Origin of the sequence: Leclercia sp. W6 (genome assembly GCF_003336345.1) — a bacterium.
Taxonomy (GTDB): domain Bacteria; phylum Pseudomonadota; class Gammaproteobacteria; order Enterobacterales; family Enterobacteriaceae; genus Enterobacter.
In genome coordinates this window covers 3059876-3072848 of the sequence record NZ_CP031104.1, presented here as the reverse complement: position 1 = coordinate 3072848, position 12973 = coordinate 3059876, and the positions used below count along the sequence as shown (strand labels likewise).

The following is a 12973-nucleotide window of genomic DNA, read 5'->3' as shown; positions in this document are numbered from 1 at the left end:
GGCGTAAATTTGCCCCATCGCATAATTCGTACCGCACAAAAGAGGAAAGACCATGAGCACGCGCGTTAACCATCATAAAGCCACACCTGCCCTCGCTAAAGCGCTCTCCGACCTGAGCATGGCGGTGAGCCAGACCTCCCTCGACCCGGCGCTGAAGCACCTGATCGACATTCGTGTCTCCCAGCTCAACGGCTGTACCTTCTGTCTGGATATGCACGCGAAAGAGGCGAAAATTGCTGGCGAGCGCGAGCTGCGCCTCTATCATCTGGCCGCATGGCGTGAATCCCCGCTGTTCAGCGCCCGGGAAAAAGCGGCGCTGGCCTTCGCCGAAGCGCTGACGCAGATCGGCCCGCACGGGATCAGCGACGTCCTCTACCGCAGCGTGGCGGAACACTACTCAGAAAAGGAGATTTCAGAGCTGAACTTTGCCATTGTGGCGATCAACGCCTGGAACCGCTTAGGCATCACCTCCCGTATGGAACCGGGCTCCCTCGACGGTGCCTACGGCCTCAACAAGGCTAACCTCGAGTAAGGCCCCGCTCGCGGATCATCGCCACCAGCGCCTGCAACCCAGGCGGGACGTGACGATGGCCAGGTTAATAGAGACGCAGCCCGGCAAAGGGCTGCGTCCACTCCTCCAGCACGCTCATCAGTTCCCCGCTTTGCAGCTCCTGCTGAATATAGAGTTCCGGTAAAAATCCCACCCCCAGCCCGGCTTTTACCGCCCGGATCGAAGCAAACAGATCCGAGGTGGCAAAACGCGGCACCACCGCCAGAGCAATCTGCTCTCCGCGCCGCTCCAGCTCCCAGCGGTAGATCCCGCCGTGCGCCATCCGCATGCCGATCCCCTGATGTTGCAGCAAATCGTCCGGCGTACGCGGAATGCCGTGACGGGCAAAATAGTCTGGCGTGGCGGTGATGAGCTGGCGAATATCGGGGGTGAGCGGCACGGCGATCATATCCTGCGGGACCGATTCCGCGAGGCGGATCCCGGCGTCGTATCCTTCCGCCACGATATCGATCATCCGCGCTTCGCTTACCGCTTCGACGCGCATTTTCGGGTAGCGGATCATGTAGTCGATCAGCAGCGCGTCCAGGAACAGAGCGCCGACGTTGTTCGGCACGTTCAGGCGCAGGATGCCGGCGGGCTCGTCGGCATCGCTGTGGATCTCCAGGCTGGCCTGGCGGATCTCCTGCAAGGCCGGCCCCACGCGCGCGACAAAGCGTTGCCCCGCCTCGGTGAGGGCCACACTGCGGGTGGTGCGATTGAACAGGCGCGTTTGCAGGCGGCTTTCGAGCCCGGCAATGGCGTTACTCGCGGCGGTGGCCGACATCCCCAGCTCCTGGGCGGCGGCGCGAAAGCTGCCGCGACGCACAACGGCCATGACCACTTCCAGCTCTGTCAGTCCTGAACGGTGCATAGATTATCCTGAAAATCGAAACAACCTTTGCAGCATAGCGTGGATTATCGTAACGGAGAAGGCGTGTCAGACTCGCTTTATCCAGTCTGAGGAGGTCGCTATGCATCACATCGAACAGGTTTATATCAACGGTGAGTTTGTCACCCCACACGGCACGGAGCGCTTCGATTTGTATAACCCGGCGACGGCACGCGTCATCGGTCAGGTGCGTCTGGCCGACGCGGTGGATGGCGAACGTGCCATTGCCGCGGCCAGCGCCGCGTTTCCGGCGTGGTCGAAAACCACAAAGCAGGTGCGCATTGCCGCCCTGCAACGGATGCACGCGGCGGTGGCCGCCCGTCACGACGATCTGCTGGAGGCGGTGGTTGAGGAGTATGGTGCCCCCGCGTCGCGCTCGGCGTGGATGGCGAGCTATCCCGCAGAGGTGATTGCCCAGGCCATTGTGGCGCTGGAGGCGTTCGAATTTACGACCGTCGCGGGTGCGGCCAGAGTAGAGATGACCCCGCTTGGCGTCGCCGGGCTTATCACCCCGTGGAACAGCGATGCGGGCTTTATCTGCGGCAAACTGGCGGCGGCGCTGGCCGCAGGCTGCACCGCGGTGATCAAGCCCAGCGAGATGAGCGCCCTGCAAACGCAGATTGTGACCGAGGCGCTGCATGCCGCAGATCTGCCGCCGGGGGTGTTTAACATCGTCACCGGACGCGGTGATACGGTGGGGGAGACGATTAGCCGTCATCCGCATGTGGCAAAAATCTCCTTTACCGGGTCGACCCGCACCGGCAAAGCGATCCTGCGCAAAGCGGCGGAGAACTTTACCCGCGTCACCCTCGAGTTAGGCGGTAAATCGCCGACGCTGATTCTCGACGATGTCGATATCAAACAGGCGATCCCGCTGGCGGTCCAGGCCGGGCTGATGAACAGTGGCCAGGCGTGTGTGGCCGGTACGCGCATCCTGGTGCCGCAGTCGCGGAAAGCGGAATTCGAGCAGGCGCTGGCCCAGGCCATCGCGGCGGTGAAGTCGGGCGATCCGCGCGATGCGAAGACCGTGGTCGGCCCGATGGTGAGCGAGAGACAGTGGCAGCGGGTGCAGGGGTATATTCAGAAAGGGCTGGCAGAGGGGGCGCGTATGCTGGCGGGCGGGGTAGGCCGGCCGGAGGGTACCCGGGACGGCTGGTTTGTCCGGCCAACGCTGTTCACCGATGTGCATAACCAGATGGCTATCGCCCGGGATGAGATTTTTGGTCCGGTGCTGTGCGTGATTACCTACCGCGATGAGGCGGAGGCCATCGCCATTGCCAACGACACCGACTATGGCCTGAGCGCGCTGGTGCTCGGTGGCGATAGCGGGCGTGCCCGGTGCGTGGCGCAGCAGATCCACGCGGGTCGCGTGCTGGTCAATACCCTCACACACGAGCCCAAAGCGCCGTTCGGCGGATTTAAGCACTCCGGCGTGGGGCGTGAGATGGGGGCATGGGGCATCAGCGCGTTTATGGAGCCGAAGACGATCCTTGGCTAAAAAACGCCCGGCGGCGCAAGCTTGCCGGGCCTACGGTTCGTGCCTGGGTAGGCCGGGTAAGCGCAGCGCCACCCGGCGGTTCCAGCGCATCGATGCCACAACCGCCATTCCGTAGGCCGGGTAAGCGCAGCGCCACCCGGCAGCCCCGGCGCACAACAGCGTCATTTCGCTCATCACCGAAGCATCACGTTTCTCTTTCCTTCATGCTCTCCTTAACCTCACAACGGAGAGACATCATGATCGCAGTCCTGTTTGAAGCCAAAGCCGCGCCCGCGCATCAGGCGCGTTATTTGCAGCTGGCCGCGGAGCTGAAGCCGCTGCTGGCGGATATCGACGGTTTTATCGATATCGAACGTTTCCAGAGCCTGACTACCGAGGGCAAAATTCTCTCCCTCTCCTGGTGGCGGGATGAAGAGGCGATTCGCCACTGGAAGCAAAACGTGTTTCACCAGGCCGCGCAGGCCGAAGGGCGGGCGTCCATTTTTACCCACTACCGTATTCGCATAGCGCAGGTGGTGCGGGAGTACAACTCAGAAACCAGAGGGCACACCGATGTATGACATCCATGTGATATTCAACGACACACACGGCGAGCTGGCGCGTTTTGGTCAACTGCTGGGGCGCAACGGCGTAGGGCTGGAGGGCGGCGGCGTGTTTGGCGTAGAGGCGCATTTCCTGGTGGAGAAGGGCGAAAAGGCCCAGCGCGTGCTCCTTGCCGCTGGTTTTAATGTGAAAGCGGTGCGAAAACCGCTGATCCGTAAACTGAAACAGGCGCGCCCCGGCGAGTTGGACGAGATTGCCGCGGCGCTGGCGTCGCAGGGGGTGACTATCCTGACGCAGTACAGCGATCACGCGAATCACCTTATTCTGCTGACGGATAATGATAAGCTGGCCGCAGAGATCACCGCGCCATGGGCTGCCAATGCTAAAGACGAGTTTACCTCCTGATAACAGCGCCGCACTGGAGCTGGCCGTTGCGGCTGTCGCAGCGGCGATGGCCGACCCGTCGCGCATCAAAATGCTTTGTGCCCTGATGGACGGGCGGGCGTGGACCGCCACGGAGCTTAGCGCGGCGGCGGATGTGGCCCCTTCAACCGCCAGCGGCCATCTCGCCCGGCTGGTGGACGGCAGGCTGATTACCTGCCTTTCTCAGGGGCGGCATCGCTACTATCGTCTGGCGGGGCACGACATCGCTGAGCTGGTGGAGCAGATGATGGGGCTGTCGTGGAGCCGCATCACGCCGCCGGAAACCACCGCGCCTGCGTCGATGCGTTATGCCCGCACCTGCTACGACCATCTGGCGGGCACGGTCGCCGTGCAAATCTATGAATTTATGCAGGCCGAGGGCTGGCTGATGGCGGACGGTTCTGCCCTCACCGGGAAAGGCCGCGAGGCGTTTCTGGCCCTGGGTATCGCGCTTAAGGCTAACACCCGGCGAAAAGCCTGTAGCGCCTGCCTGGACTGGAGCGAGCGCCGCTTCCATCTGGGCGGTGAGGCAGGTGCAGCGCTGCTGGTTCATCTGGAAGCCAAAGGCTGGATCCAGCGGGTGGAAGGGTTTCGTGAAGTGACGGTGACGGCGTCAGGCCAGCGGGCCATTAACCGGTATTTCCGCCGTTGAGGTGTGTATCCCGTACGCCGGGATCGCTACGCGCCACCCGGCGATTCATAACTTACTCAACAAACAGCTTCTCGATTGATTTTGTAGGATAAAAAAGAGAGTTGGCATTGCTGCCGGTTAGCGAGATAAAGCCGAGCTTGAGATAAAACGCTTTCGCTTTATCGTTGAGTGCATCCACAAACATACCGTGAATGCCAACGGCCTGTGAGGCCAGGTAGACCACTTTCATGGCATGGGTCACCAGCGTCATCCCCCAGCCCTGGCCCTGAAAATCCTGATGTATAGCGAGACGTCCTAACGTGACGCTGGGCACATTGACGTACGGTACTTTGCGCTGCTGCGTTTTTGAGGGCAGTGTCTCTTTCTCAAAGCAACTGCCGGACAACGTATAGTAACCCAGCACTTTTGGCTCAGGGGCATCGGTGACAAGAAGATAGGCGCGTAGCAGGCGCCCGCTGTGTTGGCGTGCAAGGTGATCGAACAGAAAGCGGTTCAGGGTGCTATCCCCGCAGTTGAAGTCTGTTAAATCATAGCGTGCCTCATGCGAAAACATCCTTATCGTCAGTTTAGTCACGCCTTACTCCATGTTTTGTAAGCGTTTCGCTGCGCGTTTCAGCTGGTCGTTCGGCTCTGGCGGATTGTCGAGCGCATCCATCACCCGGTTCCACGAATTTTCATTGAGGATGAGACGACGATGCTGCTCAATGACTTCTGCAGCACGTTCAGAGGCACTGTTAACCATAAACTGGGTAATTGTCTGGTTAGTCATCGCCGCAGCCTCTTCGATCAGATCCTTGTCTTCTTCCGTTAACCTGAGGTCGATGCGCTGTTTTTTCAGTGCTGACATTTTTACTCCAAAAGTGATCTTTAATGTACGGAATTTTTCCGTACATTGACTATAAATCGGAAAGACGGGATTTTCAATCAACGTGTGTGCTTTCACGGCGTATACTTCGGCGCCCTTACGAATAGATATTATTTGTGCCATGAATGAATTTAGCTAAATTCATATCTATTCATTATATTGTTTATTAGAATTGTCTTATATCAATAATTAATATTATTACGATTGCCAAACCTCACGCTTTATGAAAAGTTGATACTCATAATTGCAGCTTGGATATTAAGTTGCTCGCATAATGGAATATATTAACAAGGACGTGTATAAATTATGTCAACATTAAAAAGTTATGCTGAAAGCGTGTTATTTCAAAGCGTTATTTCTCTCGCGAGCGGGGAGTGTACGCCGGATAGTCTGGCCGCCCTTTCCGAGAATTATATTTCCCGTCTCAGCAGCCACGATCTGCCGGTTACGCTACGTAACACCCTGAAAGAGATAAAATCTCTGGTCTCATTATTGAGCGATAAAAATAAAGCCACGTTATTTAAACATGAAGTCTGGATGAATAAACACCACGAACTGGTGACGCTGATCGCGGAGCTTTATACCGAAGTCGTGGCATGGAATGCCGTGGAACAATACCTTTCAGCATCCGAGTTTCTCTTATTTTCCCAGGAGCACAAGCCCTTCCAGAACACGTTGCATAAGGTGATCAACTAGCCTGACCGTTTCGCAATTCCTGCTCTTAAAATCCTCGTTTCTTGATACTTACCCTGATAACTATTATCTTCTCAGCGTGTGAAACGAGGACCCCCCATGCGTGAAGAAGATCTGTTCTGCCGCAGGCCGATGGGCATGCGGATGGCAATGATTGTGCGTCAGTGGCGCGCAGTGATTGACGAAGCCATTCTCGACACCGGGTTAACCCAGTCGAGCTGGACGGTGATGATGCAGCTAAAGCAGTTGGGGGATAACGTCTCGGTGAGCGAACTGGCGGAGGTGCAGGGCATTGAACTGCCGCCGCTGATGCGCACTCTTTCACAGCTGGAAAAGCAGGGCTACCTGCTGCGCACTACATCGCCTTATGACAAGCGTATCCGGCTGCTGACGCTCACACCCGAGGGTAACGCGGTGCTGAAAACCCTGACCCAGATTATCGAGACGTTCCAGGAGCGGGTATCGCAGAATATCGCCCCGGAACATCTCGAGATTTTCAGCGCCACACTCAATCAAATCGCCTGCAACTTGCGGACTATCCGCGAAGAAGATAACAAGACCGAATAATCATGACCCCTGAACAAAAGTTTGCCCGCTGGGTAAGGGTAAGTATTGCCTCTTTCCTGCTGATGTTTGTCTATTTCATTATCGCCGATATCTGGATCCCGCTGACGCCGGACTCCACGGTGATGCGCGTGGTGACGCCCGTTTCCGCGCGCGTTTCCGGGTATGTAGCGGCGGTGCATGTGCATAACAACAGCCAGGTGAAGCGGGGCGATCTGCTGTTTGAACTCGATCCGACGCCATTCCGTAATAAAGTGGAAGCGGCGCAGATTGCGCTGGAACAGGCGCGTCTCGCCAATCAACAGCTGGACGCGCAAATTGTGGCGACCCAGGCGAGCCTGAAAACCGCCCAGCTCACCGCCCGTAACGATAAAGTTACCTTCGATCGCTATCAGAAACTCAGCACGTTGCAGAACGTCTCCCAGGCGGATCTAGATAAAGTCCGCACCACCTGGCAGGGCAGCGAGCAGGCGGTGGCGAATCTGGAGGCCACCATTCATCAGCTGCGCATTGAGCGCGGCGAGCGGGACGAAAAGCGTAACGTGACGCTGCAAAAATACCGCAACGCGCTGGACGAGGCGGAACTCAATCTCCGCTGGACGAAAATCTACGCCGAGGCGGACGGTACCGTCAGTAACGTGCAGCTGAGCCCCGGTTTTTATGCCACCTCCGGCTCGGCGGCGCTGGCGCTGGTCAATAACCAGAGCGATATCGTCGCCGATTTCCGGGAAAAGAGCCTGCGCCATACCCGTCAGGGAACCGATGCCGCCGTGGTGTTTGACGCCTTCCCGGGCCACGTTTTCCGCGCCCACGTCACCAGCAGCGACGCCGGTATTCTGGCCGGGCAGGAGGCTGTCAACGGCCAGCTCTCTGAGCCGGAAACCTCCAACCGCTGGGTGCGTGACGCGCAGCGCATGCGCATTCACGTAGCGCTGGACGAGCCGCTGCCAAAGCACCTGCCGACCGGGGCGCGCGCCACCGTGCAGCTCTATAACAGCGAAGGTCCATTTGCCCGCTTCTTCTCCGGCATGCAGATCCACCTCGTCAGCCTGCTGCACTATGTGTACTGATCATGTCTATTAATACCCTGGCGCGGGTCTTTACCCCGCACGGCAATATCGTCTACACCGCTAACGACTTTCGCCAGACGCTGCGCATTGTCTTTGCCGGGATGATCGCCCTGAGCGTGTCGAGCTTCTACAACACCAGCTACGGCGTCTTTTTCGTGATCTACCCGATCATGCTGCTGTCACTGGTGCCGGTGTTTAACCGCCACGTGGCAAAACAGTTTGTGTTCAGTTCGGCGCTGAACTGCATTGAAATGGTGTTTATCATCGGTTATCTGGCGCAATGGCCGGTGATCATGACCCTGGTGGTGTTTGGCCTCTACGTGATGCGTTTTCGCTTTATGAGCCAGGGGCCGCTGTTCCTCTTTGGCTCGATGGGGGTGGTGTGCCAGAGCACCATGCTCAACTTTATGAGCTATCCCACCACCAACTGGCACACGCTGCTCTTTTCCAACCTCGAAGCCAGCGTGATGGCGGTTTGCCTGAGCGCGCTGATGCACTATCTGCTGCCGGATGTCGAACCGCGCACGCCACCGCCGCGGCTGGAGAAAGATGCCGCCCGCGTGCGCCACGAATCGCTGCTCTCCGGGACCGTGGCGACGCTGATTTTTGTGGTGTTCCAGATAAGCGATCTCAGCGATTCGCTGTCAGCGCTGATGGCGGGCATCCTGATCCTCTTCCCGATGCACTATCGCGGCGCGGTAATGAGTTCGCTGTGGCGCGTGGTGGGGGTGGTGCTCGGCTGCCTCTATATTCTGCTGGTGCAGATGGTGCTCTACGATCACAGCAGCCACATGCTGCTGATGATGCCGCTGATTGGGCTCGGGCTGGCGTTTGGCGCCCGCCTGCACGTGATGGAGAAGGTGGGGGCCGGGGTCGGTTTTGCCAGTATCACCACCATCGGCATTATGTTCGGCCAGAACATGCACCCGGATGGCGACCTGGTGTTCAGCGATCTCTACCGCATCGTCTCGGTGACGGTGGCGCTGGTGGCGACCCTGACGATTGTGTTCCTTATGCATCTGTTTCTTAACTGTTTCGCGCCGACGCGCTATATCATCACGCCTCCCGCCGGGGATAAATGATAATGTGCGGTAGTCTGCACATTAATTCATCCTTCTGTGGTAGTAATGCCGGTTGGCTAATCGGATTACAAAGGGAAGGGATCTATGTGGCAGACGCGGGCGCTGGAGCTGAATAATCAAGCTTACTGGAACTGGGAAAAGGCTTGCGAACTGGTGGACTGGGCCGTCGCGCATGACTTTAACACCGTTGTTGTCGGGCAGGTGGATCTGTTCGACAAACTGGTCTCCCCGAAAGGCTACACGCCGCATCTCGACAACGACCGCCTCTCCAGCCAGCAGCGTGCCCGCTGCGTCTACCTCAACCGGCTGGGCCAACTCTGCCAGCAAAAGGGGCTGCGTTTTTACCTGCAGGCCAAAGAGTTCAGCTTCCCTACCGAACTGCTGCTGGCGCACCCGCATCTGTTTGAGCCGGGCCACGGCGTGCGCCTCGACGTTGATTTCTGGTGCGGGTTCCTGACCCGTAAAATCGCCCTGATCTGCCAGCGGATTCCTGCCATTAGCGGCCTGTTGGTCGCTATCTCCAGCACCGACGGCCTGCTGCCCGTGTCGCGCCCTAACTGGGAGTTACAGGCAGAGGGCGAGGTCAATCAGGTCCAGCGCGACGCCCGAAGCCTGGCCATCTACAGCCGCTGCTTTAATGCCATGTCCCGCACCATGCAGGCCGAAAATAAACATCTGGTGCTGCGGGTATTTCCGGCGGGCAATCACGATCTGCACAATGTGCTGGAGGCGATCCGCCCGCTGCCCGAGAGCGTCAGCGTCTCCATTAAACTCACTCCGGAACGTTTCTGGCCGTCGTTTCCCAATAACCCGGCCCTGCTGGCGGTGGAGGAGCGCGAAGTGTGGGCGGATATCGATCTGGTGGGCGAAGAGGTGGGCTGGGGCGTCTTTCCCTGGCTGCGCATCGACGAACTGCAGGGGCGTCTGCTGTGGTGCCGCTCGAATCCGGCGATCCGCGGCGTGGTGTGCAAAGCCAGTTGGGAAGGGGTGGATAACCACTGGGTGATGGGCACCCTGAGCGAGTGCAATCTGGTGGCCTGTAGCCGGATGTTAGCCAGCGATGGCAGCCACCTTAGCGTGGCGCAACTGCTGCATAGCTGGCTGGATGAGCGCTATGGCTGGCAGCCGGATGCCGACACTTTTGCTGCCTTCCACGCGCTGCTTGAGCAGGCCGGGCAGGTGCTCTATGGCGCCATCTACGTGCGCGATCACGTTTTTCATCGCCACAGTCAGGTGCCGGAAAGCTATGGCCAGGCAGTGTGGAGCCTCTACGGGCAGCTCAACCGCAACCACTGGCTGCCGGGTTCGGAGCGCGATATTTTCTTCAGCGCCAGCGACGTTGAAGCCTCTGCCGCGTCGCTGGCGCGCATTGCCCGCGAAAAAGACGAGGCCCGGGACGCCTCGCAGACGTTACAGGAAGCGGCCCTGCGCTTTACCGACACCGCCGCGTTTCCGTATGCGCTGAAACGCCGCTGGCTGGAGGAGTGGCAGGGTTTTGCCCTCTACTGCCATCTGTTTGTCCATGCCCAGAAGGCGTTCTTTACCCTGCGCTTTGCCCGCGAGGTGGAGAACAGTTGGAGCATGCGCGAAATCTGCCAGATTAACATCCAGGAGCTCTATCGCAGCGCCGCCGAACTGGACGACTTCTGCTTAAAGCACGCCGATGCTTCTCCCGGCATGCACGTGCTGTTCGATGCCTCCCGCGTGCGCGCGCTGGCGGACAGCCTGAGCGAAGAGCTGAAAGCGCTGAAGTCTTAGTGTGATCAACATCACGTCAGGTGGAGAGGGCTAAAAACCTGACGTGATCGTCCTCATCATTCTTCTTCCTTGCCGGTTGCGTGGTGTGATCGGCATCACGCTGCATCGCTGCCTGTCGTCCGGTTTGTGAGTTGCCAGGCATATCCCGCCAATCCCCCTCCTGGGCTGCTCGCCCCGCAAGGCCAATCTGCTGATGATAGCGGCGTAATGGACGGGTTGATGAGGAAGATATGTCACAAGGTGACTGGCAGTTAGCACAGGGCGACGCACTCACGCGTTTTCTGGGGTCAGCGGCAAAAGCAGAGCGCTTTGCCGAGTTCTATACCGGTGAAACGACAGAGCCCACCATTGAGGTGGGGCCGGATGCGCCGTCGTTTTGCCGTCGGGTGTTCCTGAAGACCCACGCCCGGCGGCGGGTGGATCCCGCCCAGGCTCTGCCGTGCCGGGAAGGGGTTTTTAGCGGCGACAACAACATTCTCTCTTTTTCGGGCTTTTATCCGCTGGCGTACCATCTGCAGCGCTGGCTGCGGGTGGATCTTTTTGCGCCCCATAGCGGCACCTTTACCTTTCGTCTGACGACCTGCGGCGGCGTGCGGATCTGGCGTGACGACGAGCCGCTGGCCTGCTTTACGCCCTTCACCCGCAACCGCATGCAGCACACCGAGGTCGCGCTGTCGTTGAGTGCCGGTAAGAACCGCCTGCTGATCCATCTGGATGAACTGTTTGAACGTGATACGACATTTGCCCTGCAAATGGTCTACCTCGACGCGATCCCGCTTGGCTATGGGCTGCCGGAAGCGTGCCCGCAGCTCAGCGCCCCACGGCAGTACACGCCGCCTGCGCACAGCACGATGGCCCACGACGATAGCGGTCAACGCCTGTTGACGCTGATGGCGCAGCGGGAATATGGCCCGGAACTCGACGCGCTGCTGTACAGCACCCTGAAGCGCGTCAGCGCCCGGGAGGCGGGCTCGGTGTTTTCACTCCTGTCGCTGCTCGTTCTCTGGCATCGCCATCGGGGAGATCACTTCCCGGCGGTGCTGTGGCGGCGGGTAAAATCCACGCTGCTGGGCTATCGCTACTGGCACGATGAGCGGGGCTGCGACGTGATGGCGTTCTGGGGCGAGGAGAACGTACTCGCCTTCCAGACGGCGCAGTATCTGGCGGGGAAATTGTTCCCGGATGCGCTGTTTATCGCTTCTGGCCGCCGGGGGCATCAACAGCAACGCCTGGCGCTCGCACGTGCCGCCGATACCGGGGCATTACTGGCCCATGCAGAAACATTTGTAAAAGGGGCGACAGCATGAACAGTGCGCAGCAGAGGAAAATACTGGATCGCGTGGTGCGCGGTTTCTGCCGACTGAAAAATCTTGATGAGGTGGGGACTGGAGACGGATTCTCCATCAACTTCGAAGAGTGGGAATGGGAGATTGGCGTCGGGCTGTACGGTTTCTGGCGCTTTGCGGAACACCAGCAGGATGCGGCGCTGCAGCAGACGATTCTGGCGTGGTACGAAACGCAGATTGCAAAAGGGCTGCCGGAGATGCAGATCAACACCACCGCGCCGATGATCGCCCTGGCACTGGTGGCCGGGCATCATCAGCGCCAGGATCTGCTTGAGACGGTCAACGACTGGGCCAACGCCCTGCTGCGCGACCTGCCAAAAACCGAAGAGGGCGGATTTCAGCACGTGGTGAAAGAGCAGGCGAATACCGGCCAGCTGTGGGATGACACGCTGTTTATGACCTGTCTGTTCCTTGGCGTGGCGGGGATCGTACTCAAACGCTGGGATCTGATCGACGAGGCGAGCTACCAGTTCCTGCTCCACACCCGCTATCTCAGCGATCCGGTGAGCGGGCTGTGGTATCACGGCTGGACCTTTGTCGATAAGCACCATTTCGCCGGGGCGTTCTGGGCGCGCGGCAACGCGTGGATCACTGTCGCCATTCCGGAATTTATCGCGCTGATGGGCGAGCATCTGGACGCCAGCGTACGTCGCTATCTGGCGCAGGTGGTGGCGCGTCAGGTGCGCACGCTGTGCGATCTGCAGGCGGAGAACGGCATGTGGCACACGGTGCTGGACGATCCGCTCTCGCCGCAGGAGTCCTCCGCCACGGCGGGTATCGCCTGGGGGATGCTGCGCGGGGTGCGGATGGGGATTCTGGATGCGGCGGTGAGCAGGCATGCCCTGCGGGCGTTCGACGCGGTGATGGCGCGCATTGACGAGGAGGGGATTGTACTGGAAGCCTCCCGCGGCACCATGCTGGGCTGGGATATTCAGTACTACTGCGATATCGCGATGGCCCCGGTGCCCTACGCCCAGGCGTTAACCATCCTGCTGCTGCTGGAGATCGATCAGGGCGGCTGGCTGGCGTAATGCGCAGAA

General features: G+C 59.3%; 15 protein-coding genes and 1 pseudogene. 12 read left to right on the top strand and 4 right to left on the bottom strand.

The window, feature by feature from the left end; genetic code table 11:
• Positions 1-52 precede the first annotated feature (52 nt).
• Positions 53-532 (top strand): carboxymuconolactone decarboxylase family protein, encoded by a 480-nt coding sequence (locus DVA43_RS15015; RefSeq protein ID WP_114316000.1) that lies wholly within the window; start codon positions 53-55, stop codon positions 530-532.
• On the opposite strand, the pseudogene DVA43_RS15010 reads toward DVA43_RS15015, so the two are convergent.
• Positions 519-1421: pseudogene (locus DVA43_RS15010) on the bottom strand (LysR family transcriptional regulator). The gene DVA43_RS15015 and the pseudogene DVA43_RS15010 overlap by 14 nt on opposite strands.
• Before the next feature lie 100 nt (positions 1422-1521).
• On the opposite strand from DVA43_RS15010, the gene DVA43_RS15005 reads away from it, so the two are divergent.
• The 4 genes from DVA43_RS15005 to DVA43_RS14990 all read left to right on the top strand — a co-directional run bounded on the left by DVA43_RS15005 (position 1522) and on the right by DVA43_RS14990 (position 4555).
• Entirely contained in the window at positions 1522-2937 is a 1416-nt protein-coding gene (locus tag DVA43_RS15005; RefSeq protein ID WP_114315999.1) for an aldehyde dehydrogenase family protein, read from the top strand.
• A 236-nt stretch (positions 2938-3173) separates the two neighbouring features.
• A complete protein-coding gene (locus DVA43_RS15000; protein ID WP_103823099.1) occupies positions 3174-3497 on the top strand; it encodes an antibiotic biosynthesis monooxygenase in 324 nt (107 codons plus the stop codon).
• Positions 3490-3885: an amino acid-binding protein gene (locus DVA43_RS14995; RefSeq protein WP_114315998.1), complete on the top strand. Its 396-nt coding sequence runs from the start codon at positions 3490-3492 to the stop codon at positions 3883-3885. The genes DVA43_RS15000 and DVA43_RS14995 overlap by 8 nt, the downstream gene beginning before the upstream one ends.
• Positions 3860-4555, top strand: a complete 696-nt coding sequence (locus DVA43_RS14990) for a helix-turn-helix transcriptional regulator (RefSeq protein ID WP_114315997.1) — start codon at positions 3860-3862, stop codon at positions 4553-4555. Before DVA43_RS14995 ends, DVA43_RS14990 begins: the two co-directional genes overlap by 26 nt.
• A gap of 52 nt (positions 4556-4607) precedes the next feature.
• Here the strand turns inward: DVA43_RS14990 and DVA43_RS14985 are convergent, their stop codons facing one another.
• Positions 4608-5108 (bottom strand): GNAT family N-acetyltransferase, encoded by a 501-nt coding sequence (locus DVA43_RS14985; RefSeq protein WP_371414037.1) that lies wholly within the window; start codon positions 5106-5108, stop codon positions 4608-4610.
• A 24-nt stretch (positions 5109-5132) separates the two neighbouring features.
• Positions 5133-5402 carry a DUF1778 domain-containing protein gene (locus tag DVA43_RS14980; protein WP_103823103.1) on the bottom strand — a complete coding sequence of 90 codons (270 nt, stop codon included), beginning with the start codon at positions 5400-5402 and terminating at the stop codon, positions 5133-5135.
• A 324-nt stretch (positions 5403-5726) separates the two neighbouring features.
• Here DVA43_RS14980 and DVA43_RS14975 point away from each other — a divergent pair, with 324 nt between their 5' ends.
• The 5 genes from DVA43_RS14975 to DVA43_RS14955 all read left to right on the top strand — a co-directional run bounded on the left by DVA43_RS14975 (position 5727) and on the right by DVA43_RS14955 (position 10587).
• Positions 5727-6116: a hypothetical protein gene (locus tag DVA43_RS14975; RefSeq protein ID WP_114315996.1), complete on the top strand. Its 390-nt coding sequence runs from the start codon at positions 5727-5729 to the stop codon at positions 6114-6116.
• A 96-nt stretch (positions 6117-6212) separates the two neighbouring features.
• Positions 6213-6680 (top strand): MarR family winged helix-turn-helix transcriptional regulator, encoded by a 468-nt coding sequence (locus tag DVA43_RS14970; protein WP_114315995.1) that lies wholly within the window; start codon positions 6213-6215, stop codon positions 6678-6680.
• Positions 6680-7747, top strand: coding sequence for an HlyD family secretion protein (locus tag DVA43_RS14965; RefSeq protein ID WP_103823106.1), 1068 nt, complete (start codon positions 6680-6682; stop codon positions 7745-7747). The genes DVA43_RS14970 and DVA43_RS14965 overlap by 1 nt, the downstream gene beginning before the upstream one ends.
• Before the next feature lie 2 nt (positions 7748-7749).
• Positions 7750-8829 (top strand): DUF2955 domain-containing protein, encoded by a 1080-nt coding sequence (locus DVA43_RS14960; protein WP_103823107.1) that lies wholly within the window; start codon positions 7750-7752, stop codon positions 8827-8829.
• An 84-nt stretch (positions 8830-8913) separates the two neighbouring features.
• Positions 8914-10587, top strand: a complete 1674-nt coding sequence (locus tag DVA43_RS14955) for a hypothetical protein (protein WP_103823108.1) — start codon at positions 8914-8916, stop codon at positions 10585-10587.
• Between the two features lie 16 nt (positions 10588-10603).
• Here the strand turns inward: DVA43_RS14955 and DVA43_RS25265 are convergent, their stop codons facing one another.
• Positions 10604-10729 (bottom strand): hypothetical protein, encoded by a 126-nt coding sequence (locus DVA43_RS25265; RefSeq protein ID WP_256387096.1) that lies wholly within the window; start codon positions 10727-10729, stop codon positions 10604-10606.
• 88 nt (positions 10730-10817) lie between these two features.
• On the opposite strand from DVA43_RS25265, the gene DVA43_RS14950 reads away from it, so the two are divergent.
• Entirely contained in the window at positions 10818-11894 is a 1077-nt protein-coding gene (locus DVA43_RS14950) for a hypothetical protein (RefSeq protein WP_114315994.1), read from the top strand.
• A complete protein-coding gene (locus tag DVA43_RS14945) occupies positions 11891-12964 on the top strand; it encodes a glycoside hydrolase family 105 protein (protein ID WP_114315993.1) in 1074 nt (357 codons plus the stop codon). The genes DVA43_RS14950 and DVA43_RS14945 overlap by 4 nt, the downstream gene beginning before the upstream one ends.
• Positions 12965-12973 lie beyond the last annotated feature (9 nt).